The 23,704-nt window shown below is 62.4% G+C and carries 18 protein-coding genes; 4 read left to right on the top strand and 14 right to left on the bottom strand.

The genetic code is table 11. The features are described from left to right. Positions 1–30: 30 nt before the first annotated feature. Positions 31–2,259, bottom strand: a complete 2,229-nt coding sequence (locus ATI14_RS27140) for a TonB-dependent receptor (RefSeq protein ID WP_016968814.1) — start codon at positions 2,257–2,259, stop codon at positions 31–33. Between the two features lie 218 nt (positions 2,260–2,477). Between ATI14_RS27140 and ATI14_RS27135 the strand changes: the two genes are divergently transcribed. The 4 genes from ATI14_RS27135 to ATI14_RS27120 all read left to right on the top strand — a co-directional run bounded on the left by ATI14_RS27135 (position 2,478) and on the right by ATI14_RS27120 (position 6,887). Further along, complete coding sequence (locus tag ATI14_RS27135; RefSeq protein WP_016968815.1) at positions 2,478–4,835, top strand: DNA polymerase II; 2,358 nt, start codon at positions 2,478–2,480, stop codon at positions 4,833–4,835. Between the two features lie 71 nt (positions 4,836–4,906). Then, on the top strand, positions 4,907–5,485 hold the full coding sequence (locus ATI14_RS27130) for a GNAT family N-acetyltransferase (RefSeq protein WP_016968816.1): 579 nt from the start codon (positions 4,907–4,909) through the stop codon (positions 5,483–5,485). 13 nt (positions 5,486–5,498) lie between these two features. Continuing rightward, positions 5,499–6,131 carry a glutathione S-transferase N-terminal domain-containing protein gene (locus ATI14_RS27125; protein WP_016968817.1) on the top strand — a complete coding sequence of 211 codons (633 nt, stop codon included), beginning with the start codon at positions 5,499–5,501 and terminating at the stop codon, positions 6,129–6,131. A 165-nt stretch (positions 6,132–6,296) separates the two neighbouring features. After that, on the top strand, positions 6,297–6,887 hold the full coding sequence (locus tag ATI14_RS27120; protein ID WP_016968818.1) for a DUF4174 domain-containing protein: 591 nt from the start codon (positions 6,297–6,299) through the stop codon (positions 6,885–6,887). Positions 6,888–6,994: 107 nt separating this feature from the next. Here ATI14_RS27120 and ATI14_RS27115 read toward each other — a convergent pair whose 3' ends face one another. The 13 genes from ATI14_RS27115 to inhA form a co-directional block, all read right to left on the bottom strand. Beyond that, positions 6,995–8,023 carry an acyltransferase family protein gene (locus tag ATI14_RS27115; RefSeq protein ID WP_016968819.1) on the bottom strand — a complete coding sequence of 343 codons (1,029 nt, stop codon included), beginning with the start codon at positions 8,021–8,023 and terminating at the stop codon, positions 6,995–6,997. A 43-nt stretch (positions 8,024–8,066) separates the two neighbouring features. Beyond that, complete coding sequence (gene murJ, locus ATI14_RS27110; RefSeq protein WP_080520610.1) at positions 8,067–9,476, bottom strand: murein biosynthesis integral membrane protein MurJ; 1,410 nt, start codon at positions 9,474–9,476, stop codon at positions 8,067–8,069. A 2-nt stretch (positions 9,477–9,478) separates the two neighbouring features. Next, complete coding sequence (locus ATI14_RS27105; RefSeq protein ID WP_016968821.1) at positions 9,479–10,912, bottom strand: O-antigen ligase family protein; 1,434 nt, start codon at positions 10,910–10,912, stop codon at positions 9,479–9,481. Continuing rightward, positions 10,909–12,012: a glycosyltransferase family 4 protein gene (locus ATI14_RS27100; protein WP_080520609.1), complete on the bottom strand. Its 1,104-nt coding sequence runs from the start codon at positions 12,010–12,012 to the stop codon at positions 10,909–10,911. Before ATI14_RS27100 ends, ATI14_RS27105 begins: the two co-directional genes overlap by 4 nt. Beyond that, on the bottom strand, positions 12,003–13,220 hold the full coding sequence (locus ATI14_RS27095) for a glycosyltransferase family 4 protein (RefSeq protein ID WP_016968822.1): 1,218 nt from the start codon (positions 13,218–13,220) through the stop codon (positions 12,003–12,005). The genes ATI14_RS27100 and ATI14_RS27095 overlap by 10 nt, the downstream gene beginning before the upstream one ends. An 8-nt stretch (positions 13,221–13,228) precedes the next feature. Then, a complete protein-coding gene (locus ATI14_RS27090) occupies positions 13,229–14,557 on the bottom strand; it encodes a GH39 family glycosyl hydrolase (protein ID WP_016968823.1) in 1,329 nt (442 codons plus the stop codon). Beyond that, on the bottom strand, positions 14,547–15,737 hold the full coding sequence (locus ATI14_RS27085; RefSeq protein WP_016968824.1) for a glycosyltransferase: 1,191 nt from the start codon (positions 15,735–15,737) through the stop codon (positions 14,547–14,549). Before ATI14_RS27085 ends, ATI14_RS27090 begins: the two co-directional genes overlap by 11 nt. Continuing rightward, on the bottom strand, positions 15,737–17,728 hold the full coding sequence (locus ATI14_RS27080) for a GumC family protein (protein ID WP_016968825.1): 1,992 nt from the start codon (positions 17,726–17,728) through the stop codon (positions 15,737–15,739). Before ATI14_RS27080 ends, ATI14_RS27085 begins: the two co-directional genes overlap by 1 nt. 14 nt (positions 17,729–17,742) lie before the next feature. After that, complete coding sequence (locus ATI14_RS27075; RefSeq protein ID WP_016968826.1) at positions 17,743–18,519, bottom strand: polysaccharide biosynthesis/export family protein; 777 nt, start codon at positions 18,517–18,519, stop codon at positions 17,743–17,745. 29 nt (positions 18,520–18,548) lie between these two features. Further along, a complete protein-coding gene (locus ATI14_RS27070) occupies positions 18,549–19,460 on the bottom strand; it encodes a glycosyltransferase family 2 protein (RefSeq protein ID WP_016968827.1) in 912 nt (303 codons plus the stop codon). A gap of 1 nt (position 19,461) precedes the next feature. Next, positions 19,462–20,922, bottom strand: a complete 1,461-nt coding sequence (locus tag ATI14_RS27065; protein ID WP_016968828.1) for a mannose-1-phosphate guanylyltransferase/mannose-6-phosphate isomerase — start codon at positions 20,920–20,922, stop codon at positions 19,462–19,464. Further along, positions 20,922–22,361: an undecaprenyl-phosphate glucose phosphotransferase gene (locus ATI14_RS27060; protein ID WP_016968829.1), complete on the bottom strand. Its 1,440-nt coding sequence runs from the start codon at positions 22,359–22,361 to the stop codon at positions 20,922–20,924. The genes ATI14_RS27065 and ATI14_RS27060 overlap by 1 nt, the downstream gene beginning before the upstream one ends. A gap of 595 nt (positions 22,362–22,956) precedes the next feature. Continuing rightward, complete coding sequence (gene inhA / locus ATI14_RS27055) at positions 22,957–23,637, bottom strand: isonitrile hydratase (RefSeq protein WP_016968830.1); 681 nt, start codon at positions 23,635–23,637, stop codon at positions 22,957–22,959. Positions 23,638–23,704 lie beyond the last annotated feature (67 nt).

Genomic DNA, 23,704 nt, shown 5'->3' with positions numbered 1-23,704 from the left:
CGCTGACAACCGAAGTGGGAGGCGGGTGGATCAGAAATCCACCGTCGCCGACAACTTGGCCACGCGTGGGTCGCCCTGGGTCAGGTACCCGCCCAGCGCCGACTCCCAGTACCGGGTATTCCCCACGTTTTCCACGGTTGCGCCCAGCGTCACATCCCGCTGTTCCACCTTGAAGTTGTAGCGTGCGCCCACATCGAAACGGTTCCAGGCCGGCAGGCTCAGGTTGTTTGCCGCGTCCGCGTATTGGCCGCCGGTACGCAGCATGCGCCCGTTGACGCTCACGCCTTGCAGGCCGGGCACGTCCCAATCCACCCCGGCGTTGAGCTGGAACGACGGTACGCCGATAGCGCGATTGCCATCGTTGGCGCCGTTTTGAGTGCCATTGACTTCGGTGTGGATGATCGTCGCACCACCCAGCAGGCGCAGGCCGCTGACCGGTTCGCCGAAGACGTTCAGCTCTACGCCTTTGTTGACTTGCTCACCCTGGAACACAAAGGTCGCGCCACCACCAGCATCCAGTTGCGAGTAACCCTGGGTCGGTTGCTCAATGCGGTACACACCCAGAGTCGCGCCGTAAGTGCCCATATCAACCTTCACCCCGGCTTCGGTCTGTTTCGAACGGGCCGGGGCGAAGGTCTGGTTGGCGTTGCTCACGACCGCGCCGCCAAAGGTGGTCGGCGCAGTTGGCCCTGAAGCCAGGCCCTCGATATGGTTGGCGTAGAACGACACATGGTCCCACGGCTTGAACACCAGACCATACACCGGTGTGGTGATGCCCTTGTTGTAGTTGGCGTTGCGTATGCCGGTGCCATAGGCATAACCCTGCACGACCAGTTCCTGACGGCGCAGGCCGGCGGTGAACAGCAAGCGGTCATCCATAAAGCCCAGGGTGTCCGACACCGCCGCGCTGCGGGCGAATGTCTTGGCAGTAATGCCCGGGTCATTGAGGTCACTGCCGGAGGTGAAACCGCCCTTGGCGGGCGCACTTAAGTCAGCCGGGTTATAAATGTTGGTGGGTTGGCTGCCTGAGGCAAAGTCAAAGGCGTTGCGGGTCTGGGTCCAGATGCCGGTCAGGCCCAGGTTCAGTTTATGGCTGACCGCGCCGGTCTGGAATTTACCGTTCAGGCCGGCCATCAGGCTGGTGTTGTCTTCCTGGTGAGCAATGTGCGAACCGCTGACCGTGGCGTTGCCCAGCGTATCGTTCAGGGTGACGGAGGAATAACGCCCGATTTCATTGGTGTGCTTGGCGCCGCCGGCGACGTAGGCGGTCCAGTTTTCGTTGAGATCATATTCGCCACGCAGCATGCCGAAGGTGTCTTCGAGGCTGGTGGTGCCCCAGTCCGGTGCGTAGTTGGTATCTGCAGACGGCGCTTTGGGAATATGGGTCAGACCACTGCCGAGCAGCACCGTGTTGCGCCCGCCGTTGACCTGTTGCTTTTGATACACAAAGTCGCCCGACAGCCGCAACGCATCGCCGCGATAATCCAGGCCGACGGAAAACAGCTTCGAACGCTGGCTCTCGTCGTCCACGCCGGTGTCGCCTTCACGCTGGGAAATGTTCACCCGTGCGCCAAAACGGTTGTCTTCGCCAAAACGCTGACCAACGTCCAGATGTTCACCGACCCGGCCATCATTGCTGATATCCGTGCTGAATCGGCGCAACGGCACGTCATCGGCGCGCTTGAGTTGCAGGTTAACTCCGCCGCCGATGCCCGAACCGCCCGGCGTGACGCCGTTAATAAACGCATTGGGGCCCTTGAACACTTCCACGCGCTCGAGCGCGTCGGTGGACATGATCTGGCGCGGCAAAATGCCGTACAGCCCGTTGAGTGAAATATCGTCACCGTTGAGCGGCAGGCCACGGATCACAAAGGCCTGGGCCTGGTTGGAAAACCCGGATGCCTGGCGCACCGAGGAATCATTGAGCAGCACGTCGCCGATGTTTTCGGCCTGCTGGTCACGGATCAGCTTCTCGGTGTAAGAGGACATGCTGAACGGCACGTCCATGATGTCTTGATTGCCCAGCACGCCCAATTGGCCACCGCGCGCCACCTGACCGCCGGCGTATACCGGGGGCAGTGCATTCGGCGCGGGGGCGTCGGCGTTGATGTTGGTGGCACCCAATTCCAGCGTGTTGCCGTCCTGACGAGTGTTCGCATCCTGCGGGGTGGCTGGGGTTGCGGCGTGGGCGCTGAGGCCCAGTGAGCAGCAAAGGGCGAGCAGGGTCGGGCGAAACGGCACGGAAATTCGGGTGGGCATGGTCGATCCTGACGGCGAACCGTCAATGTGAGGAAAAGGGCAACGGCGGTTGCGCGTCCTCACTGCGCGGATACGACTCCGATGCAAATGATAGTAATTGTTATTAAGGTTTTGCAACAAAATTATCCGATTGTGGTCCGCGGGCGCGTTAACGTGCCGCGTTTGCCCGGATGCCGAGTAGAATCACGCCCTGAAAGCGATTCCTGAGGTGCGGTACGGTGGATTTACAGCAGGGGTTTGTCCTGACCCGGCATTGGCGCGACACCCCGGCGGGCACGGAGGTCAGTTTCTGGCTGGCCACCGACCACGGGCCCAGGTTCGTTCGCCTACCCATGCAGACCTCGGTGATGTTCATTCCCGAGGCCCACCGCAAGCCGCTCGACTGGCTGCTCAAGGGCGAACGCGATATCGAACTACGCCCGTTGCAGCTGTGTGATTTTCATCACCGACCGGTGTTGGGCCTCTATACCCGCCAGCACCGCCAGGCGATGGACGTGGAAAAGCGCCTGCGTGCAGCCGGGGTGGATGTCTACGAAGGCGACGTGCGCCCGCCCGAGCGCTACATGATGGAGCGCTTCATCACTGCACCGGTATGGTTTGGCGGTACGCCGGATGCCGGCGGCGTGCTGTGTGACGCGCAGATGAAACCCGATCCCGACTACCGCCCACCGCTGAAACTGGTGTCGCTGGACATCGAAACCACCGCCCAGGGCGACCTGTATTCCATCGCCCTTGAAGGCTGCGGCGAGCGCCAGGTGTACATGCTCGGCCCGCCGAATAAAGCCGACGCGGTGGATTTCAAGCTCGACTACTGCGACACCCGCGCCCAACTGCTCGAACGCCTGAATGAATGGCTCGCCACCCACGACCCCGACGCGATCATCGGCTGGAATGTGGTGCAGTTCGACCTGCGCGTGCTCCACGAACACGCCCAGCGTCTCAACGTGCCGCTGATGCTGGGGCGCGGCGACGAACCCATGGCCTGGCGCGAGCACGGCAGCCGCAACCACTACTTCGCGGCAGCGGCGGGGCGGTTGATCATCGACGGCATCGAAGCGCTGCGTTCGGCCACCTGGAGTTTCGAGTCCTTCAGCCTGGAAAACGTCGCGCAAACCTTGCTCGGCGAAGGCAAGGACATTTCCACGCCGTACCAGCGCATGGACGAAATCAACCGTATGTTCGCCGAGGACAAACCCGCCCTGGCGCGCTACAACCTCAAGGACTGCGAGCTGGTCACGCGGATTTTCGAGAAGACCGAACTGCTCAAGTTCCTGCTGGAGCGGGCCAGTGTCACCGGGCTGCCGGTCGACCGCAGTGGTGGCTCCGTTGCGGCATTCACCCATTTGTACATGCCGTTGATGCATCGCCAGGGGTTCGTCGCGCCGAACCTGGGAGACAAACCGCCCCAGGCCAGCCCCGGCGGGTTTGTGATGGACTCGCGCCCCGGCCTCTATGAATCGGTGCTGGTGCTGGACTACAAAAGCCTTTACCCGTCGATCATCCGCAGCTTCCTGATCGACCCGGTGGGGTTGATCGAAGGCCTGAAACACCCCGACGACAGCGCGTCAGTGGAAGGCTTTCGCGGCGCGCGTTTCTCCCGCACCCGCCACTGCCTGCCGTCCATCGTCACTCGCGTGTCCGAGGGGCGTGAAGCCGCCAAGCGCGAGCACAATGCACCGCTGTCCCAGGCCCTGAAAATCATCATGAACGCCTTCTACGGCGTGCTCGGCTCCAGCGGCTGCCGGTTCTTCGACACGCGGCTGGCGTCCTCGATCACGATGCGCGGGCATCAGATCATGCGCCAGACTCGCGAGCTGGTTGAAGCCCAGGGTTATGAGGTGATCTACGGCGACACCGACTCGACCTTCGTCTGGCTCGGCAGCGCCCACTCCGGGGAAGACGCCAGCCGTATCGGCCGCGCGCTGGTGCAGCACGTCAACGACTGGTGGCGCGCGCATTTGCACAACGCGTTCGGCTTGCAAAGCGCCCTGGAGCTGCAATACGAAACCCACTTCAGTCGCTTCCTGATGCCGACCATTCGCGGCGCGGAGGAGGGCAGCAAGAAGCGCTACGCGGGCCTGGTGGTGCGCGACGATGGCAGCGAAGACATGGTCTACAAAGGCCTGGAAACCGTGCGCAGCGACTGGTCGCCCCTGGCGCGGCAATTCCAGCAGGAGCTGTACCGGCGCATCTTCCACCGCCAGCCCCATCAGGATTACATCCGCGACTACGTGCGCCGCACCTTGAGCGGCGAGCTCGACGATTTGCTGATCTACCGCAAGCGCCTGCGCCGCCGACTCGACGACTACGAACGCAACGTGCCGCCCCACGTGCGCGCCGCGCGCCTGGCCGATGACTACAACGACCGCCTGGGGCGCCCGCGCCAGTACCAGCGCGGTGGCTGGATCAGCTACGTGATGAGCGTCAACGGCCCCGAGCCACTGGAAGTGCGCCAGGCGCCGATCGACTACGACCACTACGTCACCAAGCAATTGCAGCCGGTGGCCGATGCGATCCTGCCGTTTGTGAATGATGATTTCTCCACCCTGGTCGGCGGTCAGATGGGCCTGTTTTAAAACGCTTGCCCGAGCATGGTGGCAGCCTGCACTCTAGGTCACTGACGACCACCCAGACGGCGCAGCGCTCCATGACCCAGATCACCCTGACCGGCACCCAAGTCGAACTCCAACCCCTGCAGCGCGAACACGCGTCGGCCTTGCTCGATGCCGCCGCCGACGGCGAACTGTGGAACCTTAAAGTCACCAACGTGCCCGGCCCGGCCACCGTCGATCAATACATCGACACTGCGTTGGCCGGGCGCGAGGCCGGTACCGTTATCCCGTTCACCGTCGTGCGTCGGGATACCGGGCAGGTGGTGGGCAGCACGCGTTTCTGGAAGGTTGACCGGGCCAACCGCAAGCTGGAAATCGGTCACACCTGGCTGGCGCAATCCACCCAAAAAACCGGCATTAACACTGAAGCCAAGTTGCTGTTGCTGACCTATGCGTTTGAAGTGCTCGACTGCGTGCGGGTGCAATTCACCACCGACGAACTCAACGAAAAATCCCGCGCCGCGATCCTGCGCCTCGGCGCTGTGCAGGAAGGCATCGTGCGTCACGAACGCATCATGCCCGATGGGCGCAAGCGCAACTCGGTGCGCTTCAGCATCATCGATTCGGAATGGCCCCAGGTGAAAACCAGCTTGCAGGCCAAACTGCAGCGCTAGGAGGAAAAGCCCCATGTACACGCTTTATGGCACCGACGAATCCGGCTCTTGCATGATCGAAATCGCCCTGCAGCGTTGTAGCGTGCAGTGGCAGCGGATCAACGCCAGTTCCTGGGAAGACACCGAGGGCAGTGAAGCGCTGGCGCGGATCAACCCGCTCAAACAGATTCCCACCCTGGTCACGCCGGATGATCAGGTGCTGACCGAAAGCGCCGCGATCCTCATCCACCTTGGCCTGGAGTTTCCCGCCTCCGGGTTACTGGCGGGCAACCGCGCGCAGATTATCCGGGGGTTGGTGTACATCGCCGCCAACTGCTACTCGGCCATCGGCATCATCGACTACCCGCAACGCTGGCTTGGGGAGGCGGACCCAACCGTGCAAACACAATTGACCACGGGCACGCGCCGCTACCTGCATCAGGCCTGGGTAGTGTTTGCCGACCAGTTTGCCGAGCAGTTATTCGGCCCCAAGGGGGTGCCGAATGCATTGGGCATCATGGCCGCCGCGGTGTCGCGCTGGGACGAGGCGCGCGAGGTGCTCAAGGCCCTGGCCCCCGGCTTCGCCCAGACCCTGGCGCAGGTGGACGCCGACCCGGTCGTGGCCCCGGTGTTTGCGCGGCACTGGCCGGATTGGGACGTCTCATGATGTTTCCGCAATCAGCGGAAACAATCACGATTGAACCTGGCCAAACCCTTGCGTAGCGGGCGTCCTGACCTACGCTTTCTTAAAGTCGTGTAGGAATCATCCTTGAATTTGACTGTCGCACACATGAAACTCAAGAACCCTGCATGGAATTCAAAGGAGGTGCGCATGCTCATCCGGTCGCTGACCCTGGCTACCTTGATGGCTTTTACGGGGCCGCTGTTGGCCGCTGATGATATCAACCCGCTCAAGCAGGATTTGGGCAAAGCCCGCCCCTTGGTGGTGGTGGAACTCGACTCCGGCAACGAAACCCTGGCCACCCTCAAGAAGCAATTGGACGAGCCTGCCAACAAGCAGTCCTTTGAAGAACGCAGCATGGTGTTCTACACCGTGAAGTTCGGCAGCATCGGCGCGGAAGGGGAGAAGTTCGCCAAGGACGCCAAGGACAACAAAAAGCTCACGCCACCTGAAACCAATGCATTGATTCGTGCCCTGAAGCTCGGCGCCGGCAGCGGCACCAAGGTGATTCTGGTGGGCAAGGATGGCGAGAAGAAACTCGAGAAGACCGTGCCACCGGATACCCTCGACCTGAAGGCGTTTTTCAGCGCCATCGACCAGATGCCGCAGGCTGAAAAAGACCTTGCTGCGCCTGCGGAGCCGGAGCCTGCTGCGGCGGCGCCCGCCAAGGGCGGCAAGCCTGCTAAACCAGCCAAGCCGGAAAAAGCCAGCAAGCAGCCTGCGCAGCAACTGGACGACTAAACGCATAATCCCTGTGGGAGCGGGCTTGCTCGCGAAAGCGGTTTGTCAGATAAAGAAATACTGACTGACCCACCGCTTTCGCGAGCAAGCCCGCTCCCACATTTGGTTCAGTGACCTGCTTGAGATTGTTTACGCACCGGAAACGGAAAGTAGAAAAACCGCAAAAACGCCACCCGCTTGATCACTTCCCCGATCAACAGCGGCACCACCACCGCCACCACCAAACCCACGCACGCCGCCACGAAGGGATGCAGCCCCAGGCGCTCCATCAGGTCGACAGTCTTGTGTTGAATCTCGCCGTGGAAAATCAACAGGATCAACGTGGACTGGCCAATGTAAGTCATCGCCCGCGTCAGAAGGGTCGACACCATCAGCACCTTGGCCAGCGCCCAGCAGGCGTACACGCCAATCACCGCCAACAGGCTGGTCCACAGCCAGCTGTCATAACGGCGTTGCGCCAGGTCCATGGTGTCGTGGCTGTAGAAAAATACCCCGGCGAACGCTGCGACCGACAGCAACAACGTCAACAACGAACCCTCATGCCTGCGCAACCAGTCACGCAGCAGGTAACCATAGATGAAGTAGGTGCTGCTGATCAGCGTCACGTCGAGGCTGAAGGGCAAGCCGGGCATCGTCCAGGTCTGGCCGCCGACGACCACCGGTTGTTGCCAGAACCACGGCAGCATCCAGATGCCGAGCAACAGTTGCACAATCATCAGCAAGCAGCCCGTCAGCAGTGAAAGCTTCAGGCGCTGGATCAGCCGCAGCATCAGCCAACTGAACAGAATCGCGACCCAAAAGTGCGGCAAAAACCATAATGCTTGCCACGGAATGGTGTCGACCGAGGCGTACAGCACGCCGCCGATATCCGGTAACAGCGGTTGCCCGCGCAGTATCGCGCGTACGATCACGTACACCAGCATGGTGAAGAAGAAGGGCTTGAGCAGGCCGTCGGCCTTGCGTATCGCCATCTCTAAAAACGGTTGTTCGGGCTTGAAGAACACCCCGGAGAGGAAAAAGAACAGCGGCAATATGAACGAGGCGATGATCGGGTACAGCAGTTCCGGCGAGTTGGCGACAAACCAACTGTGGCCATACACGATCATCAGGATGCCGATGCCCTTGGCGATATCCATTTGAATCCAACGATGTTTCACCTGGTCACCCTCGCTTGCCCATTCATGCCTTGCGCCACGGCTTCAGCCACAGCCCCATGCCCAGCAACACCACGGCGCCTGCCAGGGTGCTCAGCCCCAGTTGCAGCCACACGCCTTCAATCCGGAACAACCCCAGCGCCGCCAACCCCATCACCAGCGCGCTGAGCGCCCAATGCCGCGCCCATGGCAGGGCGCCGAGCAATGACTGGCGCTGCATCAGCAGCAGCGCCGTGCAGATCACCCCCGCCAGTGCCGCCAGCGGAATACCCGCCAAACCGAACACAAAGGGCAGGGCGCCCAGCAGCAGTACGTTGACCAGGCTGCCGAGCAGCTCGCAGCGCAATGGCTGGCGCGTGTCGCCGGCGGCATAGGCGTAGCGCGCGAGCAAGGCGTTCCACGCGCCAAACACCAACGGCACGGCGAACCACGCCAGCAGCAGCGGCAACGGCGAGTCCGCCGATTGCCTGGGCAGCAGCAGCGCCACCAGGCTCGGCGCCGCCGCTACCAGCCCGACACCGGCTGGCAGGGTCAGCACGCTGGCCGTTTCCAGGCCGCGCTTGAGCAAGGCCAGGCGCTCGTCGCCCTGGCGGCGGCTCATCATGCCCAGCAGTACCTGGTTGAGGCTCATCAGCGCAATCAGCGGCAGGTTCATCAATTTGCGGGCGAGGTTGACCCAGGTGACCGCGCCTTCCCCCAGCAGCGACGCCACCAGCCGTTCGATCAACGCCAGGCCCTGGCTGGCGCCATTGCTCAGCAGCAGCGGGCCGATGCGCTGGCCCAGTTCGCGCAGCGGTGCACCGTCCAGCTGCCAGCGCCACGGTCGCCAGCCTTGACCCCACATCGACGGCAGCAACGCCAACGGCATCAACAGGCTGCCGGCCAGGCACGCCAGCGCCAGGGTGTGAGGTTGCGTGGCCGTGCCCGCCAGTGCGAGGTAGGTCACCGGTGGCAGGTTGAACAGCAGCGAGCCCAACCCCGCCAGCACAAAGCGCTCGCTGGCCTGCAGCGGAATGCTGAACAGCGCATGCAGCATCAAGCCCGGCACACACCACGCCACGATCTGCAAATTGCTCGCGGCCAACGCGGTGGCGCTGTCGGCCAAACCGGGACCGAGCAGTTGCACCAGCCAGGGCGCCAACAGGGTCAACAGCAGGCCTGTGACCAGCGCAATCAGCATCAGCGCCGGAAACAACACGGCCAGCCAATCCAGCCGCTCAGCGTCTTTGCGTTGCAGATACAGCGGCAGCGCCGCGGCACTCAGCACGCCACCGGCGAGTGACATGCGCAGCGCCTCGGGCAAAAACAGCGCGATCAGAAACGCGTCACTGCGCTCCCCGGCGCCCCACGCCGCCACCAGCAGCCATTCGCGCGCGAACCCCAGGCACAGGCCGAGCAGGGTCGCGAGGGTCAGCCAGGCGGCAGAACCGAGCATGGCTAAGGCCGTGCGCCGTCAAGCATCGGCTTGCGAAACGCCACGGCTTTGACCTGCGGCAGGCGCGCCGCAAACAGTCGTCGGGCTTCGAGCACGTTGAGGCCCACCATCAGCCAGAACAGCGACACCATCACCACCGCAAAACTGAAGTAGTGGTCAAACAAACCGCTGACCAGCGCTGCGAGAATCCCGGCGGTGCTGCCCAGCCACAGGGCGTTGTCCTTGGTCAGGCGGATCGGGCCGGTTTCCGGCCGTGCTTCGCGCCACCAGCGCACGGTCACCGCGACAAACAACAGCATGCCGATGATGCCGGTCTTGTAGATGTAGTTCAGCCACAGGTTGGAGATCCCCAAAAACGGCGTGCCCGGTACCGGCGGATCGACCTTGAAGCCGATGCCGAGCGGGTAGGCCGCTACCGCCTGGGGGAACATGCGGTATTCATCGAAACGTATTTCGGTACTGGCGTTGTCCGATGAAAAAATCGTCGCCAGCCGGTCTTGCAGCGGAGGGTAAGCCATCACCAGTGCCACGGTAAGCGCCGCGCCGATCATCAACAAGCGCCCGGTGTACGGCACGCGACGGGTGGCCATCCAGACCAACACCAGGGCCAGGCTGACCATCGCGCCACGGCTACTGGCGAGCAGCAGCGCGGCGGCGCCCAGGCATGCCACGCCCAGTCCCAGCGCACGCTTCCAGCCTTGCTCGGTCATGCCATAGCAGAACGCCAGCGGCAGCAGCAGCGCCATGATCCCGCCGATGGCGTTCGGGTGCATCCACGGTGAGCCCATGCGTGAAGACATGGCCTCAAGGCCAAATTTCAACGCATCGAAGTTACCGTAATTGAACAGGGCCAGGACTGGCGCAATGCCCGCACCCGAGCGTGTGCGTATAAACACCGCGATCGACAGCACCAGCATGGCCAGGCTGCCGAGCAGCAGCGCGATGACCAGCGATTCGCGCTGTTTCTGGTTCACCAACAATTTGGCTGCCAGAAATACCCCCGACAGGTTCAACAACCAGCGCAGCCAATTGGCGGTGCCGCTGGTGTCGGCGTGGATGGTGACTTGGCCGACGATAAAGGGGAATACGCTGAACAGCATCAGCGCCAATAGCATCTGGTCGGTGGGGCGTCGCGACAGGCTCGGCGTGTCGGGCAGGCGCGACAGAAAGCTATGCCACAGCACCGCGCCCCAGGTCAGCGCGAGGATGGCTTCGCTGACCGTACTGCGGATCCCCAGGTTCAGGGTCGAGTACGGCATAAAGGTCGCGACCCCGGCAAACAACAACAACCCCCACAGCGGGAAGCGCAGGATCGTCACCGCAGCCGCCAGGCCGATGACGGCAAGGAACGCCTTGACGGGTGACAGCGCCAGGGCCAGGGCGCCAAACAACAGGCCAAAGAGCACGGCAACGAGGCTGGCCAGGGAAAATCTCATTTCAATTCCTCGATCAGTTGCGCCAGGCGCTGGCGATAGGCGTGCCGGTTAAAACGTTGCGCCCACTGCTGACAGTGTTCGGCAGACTCTTCAGGGGAGCGCCCGCCCAACCCCAGCATCAACTTAACCAATGCAGGGCCGTCGGTGGGTGAAAAACGCGGCGCCGACGGCGGCGTGATTTCGTCCAGCGAGCTGCCGCCGGCTACCGCGACAGGCGTGCCGACGCTTAACGCTTCGATCACCGGCAGGCCGAAACCTTCGGCATAAGACGGCTGCCAGAGGCGTGAGGCCTGGCGGTAGAGCCCGTGCAGTTCGGCGTCCGACACGCCGCTCAAGGCGCGAATCCCCGGCAGGTTACGCTGGGCTTCGGGCAAATGTTCAAGGCTGCCGACCAGCACCAGCTCGGGCACGTCGGGGGATTGCAGGCGTGCCTGCTGCCAGGCATCCACGAGGAACGGTATGTTCTTGCGCAATTCGCGGGTTCCCACCAACAGCCAGTAACGCTCAGGTAACTGGCGCGCCGAGAGGTCTGCCGCAAGGCTCACAAAACCGTCAACCTGATTGGGCAGCACGCGAACCTTGCCCGCCGCTTTTGGAAACAACCGCACGGTTTCATCGGCGCTGTACTGCGAAGGCGTCCACACACGGTCAGCGCTGTGCACAGCCCAGGCAATCGACAGGCGATCGCTGGTCTTGTAGATCAGTGCCTTGAGGCGGTTGGCGTGGTAGTTGTTCAAGGTGATCTGAAACAGGTCATGCAGTAGCACCACGGTGCGCAGCCCTTTGGGTTTGGGCGGCAGCGGCAGGCCCATATTGAAGGTGCTGATGTACAGGTCGATGTGCTGCTCGCGCAACGCACGCGGTAAGAAACCGGCCTCAAAGCGCAGGCGATTGTGCGGCTGGTGCATCGCCGTTTTTGCGCAACCCCAGGCCGGGCAGTGAGCATGCAAACGGGTTTCATCCCCCAGCGGCGCTACGGTAAAACGCTCAAGCTCAATGCCCGGCAGGACGCGCAAGGCATCTTCCAGCGCATAGACCTGGCGACTGATCCCCGATTGCGGCGAGGTGCCGACGGTGCGGTAATCCAGGCCTATACGCATGCGGGCTCCTTTTGATTGAGCGGTGCCAGTGTGGCGTATACCTGCTCCAACTGGCTGGCGGCCACGCTCCAGTCGTGGGCACGGCGCACATAAGCGCGGCCGGCTTCGCCCATGGGCGCGGCGGCCTCGGGATATTGCAGCAGGCGCACCACAGCGTCGGCCAGGCCTGTGGCGCTTTGGCCGCCGAGGTAGTCCAGGCCTTCCACCAGGTCCAGCCCCGACACGCCTTGCTCGGTGCTGGCCAACGGCAGGCCGGCGGCCAGGGCTTCGAGTACTTTGAGTTTGGAGCCGCCGCCATGGCGCAAGGGCGCCAGGAACACCGAACAACTCGATTGCAGGCTCAGCAGGTTCGGCACAAAACCTTGCCATTCGATGCGCGGGTCTTTCCAGCGCTCGCGCCAGCTGCCGGGCATGCCGAACCCGCACACGCTCATGCGTGCATCCGGGCAACGCTCCCAGACCTTGGGGAGGATTTCATCCAGCGCCCATTCAATGGCGTCCACGTTGGGCGCGTATTCATAGTTGCCAAGAAACAGAATGCGACGGGTCGAAGCGTCCGGACGGGCAGCGGCGAAGTGGTCGCAGTCCACGCCATTGACCACCACCGGTACCGGCTTGCCGGCGATTTTTTCCAGCACTTGGGCGTCGCTGTCGGTGACCGCGATCACTTGCGCGGCCTGACGCATCACGCGGTGCTCCCAGCGGCTGTAACGCCATTGATCGTAGCGAATAAACGGCAGCGCCCAGCGCGGCAGACGGTCGTAGGTGGCGGCGCCGAGGGCCGACTCAACATTGTGTTCGGTGAGTACAAACGGTTGGGATTTGCGCGCAAGAGCATCTTCATACGGTTGGAACGTGTAGGTGTGCTCGATCTGCACCACGTCCCAATGCTCGTTGAGCAATTGATTGAAGGTGTCCTGCAACGCGCCCGACAAGCCATTGACGCTGGCCAGCAGCGGGTAGGGTGCAAACAGCCCGGCCACCAGGGTTTTCAGGCTGCGTAAGGGGCGGCGCGGCAGGATGATCAGTTGTTCGAGGAAGCTTTCCAGCACTTGGCGGTCGGTCAGCGACACCGGGTGCTTGTCGTGCAGCAGCAAGGTGATGCGGTGCCCGCGCGCGGCCAGGCTGCGCAGCAAATGGAACTGGCGCGTCTTGCCACCGCTGGTGGCGGGCCAGGGCGAATAGGGCAGGATCCATAAAATGCGCATGGCAGGCTCTAATCCCATAGCAGAATTTGCAGGTTCGACTTGACCGGTACGGTCAGGCCGCTGGTGCCGCTCACCGGGGTTTGGGTGCCGCGCAGCGGGTCGTACAGGGTGGCGCTGGAGAGGTTGGGCAAGTGCGCGTTACCGCCCTGGGCCGACCAGAATAACCAGAGTTTGTGGCCGTCGGCGCGGGTCCAGCCGATGCTGAACAGGCCGTCGGGCAGTTGGTCGGCCACCGGCGGGTCGGCCGGGGTGAGCTGTGGCCCTGTGGTGTCGAGGAAGTTCTTCAGCGCGGTATAGGACGGCTTGGGGTTGGCGTTGATATCGAGCAAGCCGTAAGACTGATCGCGCACGCTGGCGCGCTGGTCGAGGTCGCTCAAGGTGAACAGGAAAATCTTGTCGTAATCCATGGTGCTCATCAGCGCCACGCGGCGCACGATGTAATCGGCCTGACCCTGCTGGGTGATGATGTCCTGGGCGTCTTTGGGCCCGGTGTAGGTTGACCAGCCCCACTCGGTGCTCCACAGGGTTTGCACACCAGCGTTGCGCAGCGCCTGGTTGAGCGCGGTGGTCTTGGCGATAAAGTCGAGGTTGGCCGGGTCATTGCCTTCGGGCAATTGGGTGTAGGGGTGATAGGAAATCGTGGTGTTCAGGTTGGCCACACCGAGGGCGCCCAATGCATCGAACATGGTCTGGCCATTGGGCATTTCACTGAAAAACGCCATGCCGGCCGCGACGACGGGCTTGGTCGGGTTCACCGCGCGCAGCGCGTTGGCCGTGGCGGTGAGCAGGGTTGCGTAGCCTGCGGGGTCGGCCACCGGCCGCCAGAAACCGAGCAGGTTGGGCTCGTTCCACACCTGCCAGGCGTCAACGCTGGGGTAACGCTGGGCCAGCAACGCCATGCGGTTGGCGAACAGGTTCGGGTCTTGCGGCGGGTATTGGTCCTGATAGGGCGCGCCCGCCGGTGCAGTGGTGGCAAAGGGCGCCGAACCCACCAGGTAGAACACGGATTTGAGCTGGTTGGTTTGCAGGTTGCCGACCAACTGATCCAGGGTTGCGATCTGGTATTGGCCCTGCACCGGCTCCAGTTGGTCCCAGTGCAAATCCAGGCGCACCCATTCCAGGCCCAGTGCTTTGAGTTTGTCGATCTGCTGTTGATACAGCGTGGGGCTGAACCACAGGAACTGCGCGTTCACCCCGAGAAAATCCTTCCACACCACCACCTTGTTGCCCTTGAGCACATGGTTCTCGGCGTCGGCCTGGCGACCCCACATAAAGGCTGTCAGGCCCAGGGCCGCGATCACGGCGAGCGTGGCGAAATAGGTCCGTTTACGCGCCATAAGAAGCTCCCGCGATCGTTTGCTCGAAGAGCTGCTTGAACTTCTGCGCGGTCAGCGGCCACAGGCGTTCGCGGCCAATTTCTCCGGCGCGCTCGGCCCAGTCCCGCGCCAGCGACGGTGTGCGTGCCAGGCGCAGCAGTTGTTCGCTGAGCGCTTGCACATCGCCTTCCGGGTAGATCGCCCCGTTGCCGCTGGCGACCTCTTCGGCAAACGCCCGGGCATTCGAGGTAATCGCCCCGCGACCACACGCGGCGGCCCAGGACAGCGCGCCACTGGTGCCGCGCTGGCGCCCGAGCAGGCCGAGTTTTTTCGATTCGCGATACGGCAGCACCATCACATGGTGTGCCTGGATCGTTTGGGCGATTTCGTCGGCCGGCAGGTTCAGCCGCCAGTCGATGACGCCCTCAAGGCCGAGTTCGGCGATCTGGGCATTCAGGTGTTCCAGGTAATTGCCGCCCGCACCAAACGCCATTTCGGCGGCAGTGCCACCGGCCAGGGTCAGGCGCACACGGTCACGCAATTCGGGCGCTTGTTTGAAGACGGCGGCGAGTGCCTGCAACAGGTCTTCAATGCCTTTGCCACGGTAGATAAAGCCGAAATACAGCAGGTGCAGGGTGTCCAGCGACGGCAAGGTGGCCGGTGCAATCGCGAGATTGGCGTGGTTGATCACCGCCACTTTGCCCGCCGGCAGTTGCATGCGCTCGGTGAGGCAATCGGCGCCGAGACGGGTGAGGGTGATCAAGCGCGTCAGCCCCTTGGCAACGTGACGTTCTTCGCGCAGGGTCAGCGGGTCGGCCAGCACCACCGCTGCCTGGGGCAGCGGGCTGGGCAAGCGTTCCAGCACATTCAATGGAAATGGCAGCCGTTCGCGCCGCCACACGATGCGCTCCGGGTCATGCACCGTGGCGGTCAATGGCAGGTTTGGGTGAGCCTTGCGCAATTCGCGCAAGGCCAGGAATTCCCCCAACCGCCCGCCACCCAGCTCGGCGTGGACCAGGTCCACGCCTTGCCAGTCAAAGCCACCGAGGGCCTGTTTGATTGCCACGCTGTTGCCTTCAACGCCGGTCAGCGGTGTTGCCACCGTCACGCCCAGTTGCTCCAGTGCCGACTTGAAATGGTTCGCGTAATCGGCGATTCCGTTTTTTTCCGGCGGCAAAGGCGCGAGCAGGGCGATGCGCATCAGAACGCTCCCCGGTATTTGGCGATGGTTTTGAGCACCTTGGCCGGCACTTCGAATTTGCGCCGGTTGATGATGATGCCGTCCACCTTGCCGAACGCGGTGTTGAGGATCGACAGCGCATGTTCCACCACCGGCACGGTGCTGTGCTGAGCTTCCACCACCAACCCGATCAGGTCGGCGCGGCGCAGGGTCACAAACGCATCACGGTTATCCAGCAGCGCCGACGCATCCAGCAGCACCACTTCGCCTGGCTCGGCGGCGGCCAGGCCACCGACGCGCACATTCACGCCGTTTTCCTGCAGCAACTGGCGCAGTTGCTCGACCACGAAGGTCACGCCTTCGCCATGGCGCGCCGAGGTCAGCCCGAGGGTCAGGCCGTGTTCTGCAATGCGGATCGGTTGCAGCAGGCTGTACAGCCGGTAGATGCTCGCATTGAACGCGTTGGTGCCCTGCGCGGTGCTGGTGTCCAACTCCGGCAGCGTGGTCCACAGCGGCAGGCCGAATTTGCGCTCCACCAAACCGCCGTCATGAATGCGCTGGTCCAGCAGGTAGCACAGGTAAATCACCAGCAGGCCGACCACGATGGCAAACGGGATGGCCAGCACCAGCATCACCAGGGTTTTCGGGAAGATGCGGCCCGGGTTCAGGGTGGCTTCTTCGATCACGGCGATGTTGCTGATCTGGCTGTTGTCGAGCTCACGGTCGATGCGCGATTTTTCCAGGTTGTCCACGTACAGCGCGTAGTTGCGCTCGGTGGCGCTCAGCTCGCGGGAAAGGCGCGACAGCTCCGGTTCAATCTCCAGCGCTTGCTTGCGTTGCGCCTCCAGGTTGACCAACTGCTTCTGCTGCTGAACCAGTTGGGTGCGCAGGGCCTGGTTGTTGCTCGACTCATCCAGCAGCACGCGCTGCAAGTGAATCTCCAGGGTGTTTGGCGCACGGTTTTCCGAGCTTTGCACCGTGTTGCTTTCGCTGGCGACCTGGGCCTGCATCGCGCGGATCGAGGCGTCCAGTGCTTTGACCGGCGGCGCGTTATCCGTGTAGGTGCGCATCATGTCGGCCTTTTCCAGCAGCTTCTGGTTGAGCAGGCGACGCAAGTCCTGCTGCTGCGGGTTCAGGGCGATCTGGCGAACCGTGGTCACCTCCTTCGGCTGGGTCTTGAGCTGGGTGCGGGTGCTCTCGATGGCGCTGTCGGAGGAGGCGATCAAACGGGTGGTGTTGAAGGTCTCGCCGCGCAGCACGTTGATGCGCTCGGACAAGTCTTCCAGGCGATCGGTGATGCTCGCTGCGCCGATTTCGTTCAAGTGCTTGAGGATTTGCTCCTTGTAGCTTTTGATCTCGTTGGCACTGGAGTTCACCTGGCCTTCATAAAAAGCGTACAGGCTCTTGCGCCCCAGGGCCTGGGTGCGTTCGCTGATGTAGGTTTCGACCCAGTCCTTGACCACCGACTGGGCAATTTCCGGGTCATTCCATTTGAAGCTGATGTCCATCACCGTGGAACCTGCGGCGTGGCTGACCTCGAAGTTCTTCTCAAGGCTTGCCGCCAGGCGTTCCACCGGCGTGGTTTTCTCGATGATGCCGACGGTCTCCAGCACCACGCGAATACCGTCGAACACCGCACCGACGCCCGACTTGACGTAGTACTTGGTGCGCTTCCAGACGCCTTCCGGCGGCGGCGCGTTTTCGATGGCTTCCAGGTAATGCTCGGCCACCGTGCGTACGATCGGGCGACCGGTCAGCAGGCGCTCCTCGTCGACAATCGGGTCGCGCTGGGTGCTCGGCATCACCAATGCCTGGCGGTTGCTGATCTCGATCGGCAGCGTCGAATCACGCCCCGGTTTGACCAGCAGGCGCGCGGTGGATTCGTACTTGGCCGGCAGCAAAAAGGCCCCCAGCAGAATGATCACCAGCGCCGCGACGGCCGCCAGTTTGAATTCGTGCCGGAAGATGAAGAACAGGCGCAGAAGATCACGAAAAGAACGGATCTCGATCATGGGATGTCGCTCCTTTAGTTATTGCCGCCGCTGGTTTTGGTGTAGTTGTAGCCAACCCCAATGGATTTGGTGAACGGGATCAATTGGTTCAAGTAGGTATCCACTCCCTGGATGCGTTCGCCGACGTTGGATTTGGGCACGAACACCACGTCGCCGCGTTGCAGGCGCACGGATTTGCGCCCGTTGGGGCCGGGTTTGAGGTATTGGCTGAAGTCCAGGAAGTAAGCGCGATAGACCCCCTGGGTATCCTCACGCAGCAGCGCGACCATGCTGGCATCGCCCGAAGGGTTGACCCCGCCGGCCCCCACGATGGCTTGCTCAAGCGTATTGGCCGTGCCGATCTGCACCGCCGTCGGGTTGTTCACCGCGCCGCCGACGATCACCGAGTTGCCCGGCGCCTGGTTGATGTTCACCGTCACCCGTGGCTCGCGATAGACCGGGGCGAGCTTTTTGCTCAGCTCTGCAGCCAGCTCGGAAGGCTGGCGCCCGGCCACCTGGATCGGCCCCAGGAACGGGTAGTTGATCTTGCCGTCGGTTTGCACCGTGTACAGCGTCAGCTCGTAGATGGTGCTGACGTTGAATGCCGACAGCGTCGGCATTTCCCCGGCATCACGCACGATGCGCAGCTGGTCGCCGACGCGGATGCGTTCCACGGCCTGGGGCAGTTGTGCCAACTGTTCGAGGGCGCGCTTGCCCTCCTCGACAGACTGGCTGTCCGGCCGGACGATGCGGGCGGGAGTATTGCAGGCGGCCAAGGCCATCATGGCCACAACGAGCAAGGTTCGTTTCATCAAGGGGGACTTCCTGTAGGTCATGATGCTCACCTCCAATAACCGGGGAACATGCTGATGCGCCGCTTGAGGGCGACGGGGAGGCGGCGTTCAAGATGGCCCAGCCGGTAGCCGAGCAACTTGAACGCGCTGCGCACCAGGACTTCGGGTACGCGGTGCAATGCACCGGCTGCGCGCAATGCTGCGAGCTCGGCCAGTACATAGCGTTTACCTTCACCGCCGGCATCGCCAAAAGCCTGGCGGATCCACGGTTCGCGGCCGTAGAACACGCCAATGTCGAAGTAGCGGTGAAACTCATCCATGAGGCGGTAATCGTGGGAGTGGTACACCCGCGCCGAGGCGGCGTAGCGCACCTTGTAGCCCTCAAGCAGCATGCGCGCGGCCACGTAGGCGTCTTCGCTGCCGATCACATCGGCGGGAAAGCCGCCGACGGCTTGCAATGCGCTGCGTCGGTAGACCGAAAACGAGTCGGAGCTGAAACAGGTCTTGATCCCCAGTTCCGGCGCGTCGGCCAGGCTTTTGCTGCGGCTCTGGTCCGGGTAATTGAAGTGCCGCGACTGCGCGCCCAGCACCCCGGCGCCGGGGTGCGGCAGTTGGCGGCCGTAGGCCACGCCGTTGAGTGGGTCTTGCTGCAGTTCGTCGAGCAGGTTGGCGAAGGTCTCGGGGGCTGCCGGGATCGCGTCCTGGGTCATCACGATCAACGCGTCGCCACCCACTTGCTCGCTGGCCCAGCGCCGCGTGCCGCCGTGGTTGAAGTCGCGGGCGTCGATCACTTCGACCCGGGCGCCGAACGCGCGAAAGCGCGCCACGGTGTCGTCGCTGGAGGCGCTGTCGACCACCAGCGTTTCGTCCGGCTGCAGTGTCTGCATCTTCAGCGCCGGCAGAAGCCGTGCCAGGTGGCTGGACGCGTTGCGGGTCGGGATGATCAACGAGGTGCGCATATCACTTCTTCACTTCGGCAGGCGCGCGCCCGTAGATGTCATCAAAGCGCACGATGTCGTCTTCACCCAGGTACTCGCCGCTCTGCACCTCGATCATCACCAGGTCGATAATGCCGGGGTTGGTCAGACGGTGTTTGTGCCCGGCAGGAATGTAAGTGGACTCGTTGGCGTTGATCAAAAACTCGCGGTCGCCATTGGTGATTTGCGCGGCGCCGCTGACCACCACCCAGTGCTCGCTGCGGTGGTGGTGCATCTGCAACGACAGCGACGCCTGCGGCTTGACCACGATGCGCTTGATCTTGAACCGGCTGCTTTCCTCCAGCACGGTGTAGGTGCCCCATGGCCGGGTGACGGTGCGGTGCAGGCTGAACGCCGGATGGTTCTGGCGCTTGAGCTCGGCCACGATGTAGCGCACGTCCTGGCTGCGGTTGGCGTCGGCGATCAGCAGGGCGTCGGGGGTGTCGACGATGATCAAATCCCGCACACCAACGGCGCCGAGCACGCGCTTGGGCGAGTCGATGTAGCAGTTGTGCACGTCATGCAAAATCGCTTCGCCATTGACCTGGTTGCCATGGGCGTCGCTCGGGGTGAGCTGGCGCAGGGCTTCCCACGAGCCGATGTCGCTCCAGCCGATGTCGCAGGGCACCACGGCCACTTGTTTGGATTTTTCCATCAGCGCCACGTCGATGGAAATGTCCGGCGCGCTGCCGAAGGCTTCCGAGTCCAGTTCACGCTGGCGCGAGGTTTTGTTTTGCAGGCTCTGGCTGTGTTCCAGCGCGGCCCTGGCGGCGGTCAGCACGTCGGGCGCGTGGGTGGCGAGTTCTTCGACCAGGGTGCTGGCCTTGAAACAGAACATGCCGGCGTTCCACAGGTGTTTGCCGCCGTCGAGGTAGGCCTGGGCGGTGGCCAGGTCGGGCTTCTCCACAAAGCGCTTGACCCGGTTGCCGGTGCCCAGTGCTTCGCCTTTTTCGATATAGCCAAAGCCGGTTTCCGGGTGGTCGGGCTGGATGCCGAAGGTCACCAGGTAACCGGCCTCGGCCAGGTCTCGGGCTTCGTTGACGGCCTGGGCGAAGGCCACTTCATTGAGAATCAAATGGTCGGCGGGCATCACCAGCAACTGGGCCGCGTCGCCAAAGTGTTCCTGCACGTGCAGCGCCGCCACCGCGATGGCGGCGGCGGTGTTGCGGCCGAACGGTTCGAGCAACAGGTCCAGCGGCAGGTGGGCCTTGTTGACGCCACGGTAGTCGTCAAGGGTGCGAAACAGCAGGTCGCGATTGGTCACCGTGAGCACGCTTTCAACGCCTGGCAGTTTGGCGGCGCGCTGGAAGGTTTTCTGCAGCAGGCTCTGGCCGTCACGCATGCGCATGAACGGCTTGGGCATATTCTGCCGGGACACCGGCCACAGCCGCGTGCCCGACCCACCGGAAATGATGCAGGGAATTAATCCGTTGAGGGTATTCATCAATAGACTTCCTTGGTGGAAAGGACGGCCGGGACCGTCATGAAGACGATGTACAAGTCAAACCACACCGACCATTTGGAGATGTACTCCAGGTCGTACTCGACACGTTTCTGGATCTTGAACAGGGTGTCGGTTTCGCCCCGGTACCCATTGATTTGCGCCCAGCCGGTAATGCCCGGCTTGACCCGGTGCCGCGAGCTGTATTCGCTCACCGCCACCTCAAATGGAATGCCCGCCGCCTTGGTGGCCGTGGCGTGGGGGCGCGGGCCGACCATGGACATGTTGCCCAGCAGCACGTTGAACAACTGCGGCAGCTCGTCGATGCTGGTTTTGCGGATGATGCGGCCCACACGGGTGATGCGCGGGTCCTGGCGGGTAGTCTGTTGCGCGGCAGTGAAGTCGCTTTGCTCAGTGAACATCGAGCGGAACTTGAACACGCGAATTTCATTGTCGTTGTAGCCGTAGCGGTTCTGGCGAAACAGCACCGGGCCCTTGGAGTCGAGCTTGATTGCAAGGGCCGTCGCCAGCATTACCGGCGACAGCGCCACCAGGGCGAAGCTTGCCAGCAGCAAATCTTCAAAACGCTTGATCACCGGCGACCAGCCGCGCAGCGGCAACTGCGAGGTGTTGAACATCAGAATGCCGCCCACGTCGGTAATCTTGCTGTGGCCGTAGCGCAGGGCGGCCATGTCGGGCACCAGCATCACGTTCACCGACATTTGCCGCAGGCGGTTGACCAGCCCGTGAATGCGCTGCTCGGCCGCCCACGGCAGGCAGATCATCACCTGGTTGACCTGCTCGGCGCGGATCAGTTTTTCCAGGTCACGGGTGTTGCCCAACAGCGGCAGGTTGCTCAGTTCCTTGGGAATGCGTTCGGTGCGGTCGTCGATAAAACCGATCAGCCCGGAGCGGATATCGCCGTTGCGTTGCAGGTGGTCGGCGACGTGCACGGCGGTGTCGGTGAAGCCCAGGATTACCGTGCGTTGCAGGTATTTGCCCTTGCGCATCAGGTTGCGGTACAGGCGCAGCATCACCAGGCGTTCGACGCACAGCAAGCCCAGGCTGGCGACGTACCACACCACCAGGTTGCGCGGCGTCAGTTGGGGGAAAAACTGCAGAATCTGGTACATGAACAGCAAGATGCAAAACGCTGCAGACCAGGCCACGGTTTTCGTGCGCAGGCGCAGGCGGTTGCTGAACAGCTCTTCGGAATAGATGCCCATGGCGTGAAACAGAATGATGGTCAGGACCGCAAAAAACAGCAGCAGCCCGAGAAAGTGAGAGCGCAGCTCGGGGTCCATCGGGTCGATAAACAGCACCAGCACCAACGGCGGCAGAATGGCCGTCAGACCGTGGATCAACTTGACGAAAACAACAAAGAATTCAACAAAACCGGCGCGGGTCAGGAACAGGCTATCGACTGACGACTTCTCTCGCATAAAAACATCCCTCATTGCACTCCAGGCTTTCTGTTCGGTTATCTATCCGGGCACGGCGAACAATGACGACTCTGGGTAAAACGCAACTTTTTTCATCCAAATGAAACGGTCCACATGAAGGAAATGTGCGGGGGCAGTGACGTAAGGAAGGTTCCTTTACTTTGCTTGGTCAACGAATTGACGGTGGTGCGGAGGCGGCATATTAGACACGTTAATCAGTCTTTTTTGCGGCATTTTATTGACTTTCCTTGTTCAAACACTCGGTGAATAGGTGTGATTTGGAGTGTAGGAACAAATGTGAGAATTTTCCTGTTTGAATGGGAAACCTTTTTTTATGGGTAGTAGGAAAAGGGGACAGAAACGCAATAACCAGACTCGCCAAGTGCCTGTTATGCAGGGCTTTAGGTTGAGCTGAGTTGTTTTTCAACGCCAAATGAAAATAGCCGGATCGCGCCTCTTTGCTGAAAAAAAACCGTTAAGTCTCACCGATTTTGTCGTGGCGAGGGAGCAAGCTCCCTCGCCACAGGTACAGCGTTCGTCCTTAACTGACTGGCATTAGGGCAAGCCCGTCCTCCACGGCACGCGAACTGAGGGCTCAACCCAGCCGCGCAGCCGCCCGTGCGACGATCTCGCCACGCACCCGGCGCGATTCCGCCGTGCGCTTTTGCGCTTCTTCCAGCACATGTTTGGGTGCAGTGTCCGGGCTGCCCGAATCGAATGGCGGCGCGGGCGCGTATTCGATCTGCAGTTGCACCAGTTGCGCCGCTGCTTCGCTGTACAGCTCGGCCGCCAGGGTCAGGGCGAAATCGATGCCGGCCGTGATGCCGCCCCCCGTCAACAGGTTGCCGTCACGTACCACCCGGGCTTGTACCGGGATCGCGCCGAGTGGGGCGAGCAGGTCGTGGTAGGCCCAGTGCGTCGTGGCTTTGCGCCCGCGCAGCAACCCTGCGGCGCCAAGCACCAGCGAACCGGTGCACACCGAGGTCACGTATCGCGCGGTGTTGGCCTGGGTCTTGAGAAAGTCGAGGGTGGCCGGGTCTTCCATCAACGCGCCGACACCTGCACCGCCGGGCACACAGATCACATCCAGGCGCGGGCAGTCGGCAAAGGTGGTGGTTGGGGTAAATGCGAGCCCGGTGCTGGACGTGACCGGTTCCAGGTCCTTCCACACCAGGTGCAGTTTCACGTCCGGCAGTGAGCCCATCACGTCATAGGGGCCAGTGAGGTCCAGTTGCTGGATGCCGGGGAATACCAGAAAACCGATCTGCAAGGTCATGGGGAAAGCTCCGATAAAGGGGTGGACGGCTCTACTCTAGAGGCCTAGGCTTTGGCGTATACGCCAT

Source organism: Pseudomonas tolaasii NCPPB 2192 (assembly GCF_002813445.1).
Classification (GTDB): Bacteria; Pseudomonadota; Gammaproteobacteria; order Pseudomonadales; family Pseudomonadaceae; genus Aquipseudomonas; species Aquipseudomonas tolaasii.
The sequence above is the reverse complement of the archived record's forward strand: the minus strand, read 5'-3'. Positions and strand labels throughout refer to the sequence as shown.

Coding starts and splice junctions, on each gene's coding strand:
- ATI14_RS27075 (WP_016968826.1), bottom strand. CDS start 18,519: ATGAAACGAACCTTGCTCGTTGTGGCCATGATGGCCTTGGCCGCCTGC.
- ATI14_RS27140 (WP_016968814.1), bottom strand. CDS start 2,259: ATGCCCACCCGAATTTCCGTGCCGTTTCGCCCGACCCTGCTCGCCCTT.
- ATI14_RS27080 (WP_016968825.1), bottom strand. CDS start 17,728: ATGATCGAGATCCGTTCTTTTCGTGATCTTCTGCGCCTGTTCTTCATC.
- ATI14_RS27090 (WP_016968823.1), bottom strand. CDS start 14,557: ATGGCGCGTAAACGGACCTATTTCGCCACGCTCGCCGTGATCGCGGCC.
- ATI14_RS27100 (WP_080520609.1), bottom strand. CDS start 12,012: ATGCGTATAGGCCTGGATTACCGCACCGTCGGCACCTCGCCGCAATCG.
- ATI14_RS27130 (WP_016968816.1), top strand. CDS start 4,907: ATGACCCAGATCACCCTGACCGGCACCCAAGTCGAACTCCAACCCCTG.
- ATI14_RS27070 (WP_016968827.1), bottom strand. CDS start 19,460: ATGCGCACCTCGTTGATCATCCCGACCCGCAACGCGTCCAGCCACCTG.
- ATI14_RS27120 (WP_016968818.1), top strand. CDS start 6,297: ATGCTCATCCGGTCGCTGACCCTGGCTACCTTGATGGCTTTTACGGGG.
- ATI14_RS27065 (WP_016968828.1), bottom strand. CDS start 20,922: ATGAATACCCTCAACGGATTAATTCCCTGCATCATTTCCGGTGGGTCG.
- murJ (WP_080520610.1), bottom strand. CDS start 9,476: ATGCTCGGTTCTGCCGCCTGGCTGACCCTCGCGACCCTGCTCGGCCTG.
- ATI14_RS27085 (WP_016968824.1), bottom strand. CDS start 15,737: ATGCGCATCGCCCTGCTCGCGCCTTTGCCGCCGGAAAAAAACGGAATC.
- ATI14_RS27125 (WP_016968817.1), top strand. CDS start 5,499: ATGTACACGCTTTATGGCACCGACGAATCCGGCTCTTGCATGATCGAA.
- inhA (WP_016968830.1), bottom strand. CDS start 23,637: ATGACCTTGCAGATCGGTTTTCTGGTATTCCCCGGCATCCAGCAACTG.
- ATI14_RS27105 (WP_016968821.1), bottom strand. CDS start 10,912: ATGAGATTTTCCCTGGCCAGCCTCGTTGCCGTGCTCTTTGGCCTGTTG.
- ATI14_RS27115 (WP_016968819.1), bottom strand. CDS start 8,023: ATGGATATCGCCAAGGGCATCGGCATCCTGATGATCGTGTATGGCCAC.
- ATI14_RS27095 (WP_016968822.1), bottom strand. CDS start 13,220: ATGCGCATTTTATGGATCCTGCCCTATTCGCCCTGGCCCGCCACCAGC.
- ATI14_RS27060 (WP_016968829.1), bottom strand. CDS start 22,361: ATGCGAGAGAAGTCGTCAGTCGATAGCCTGTTCCTGACCCGCGCCGGT.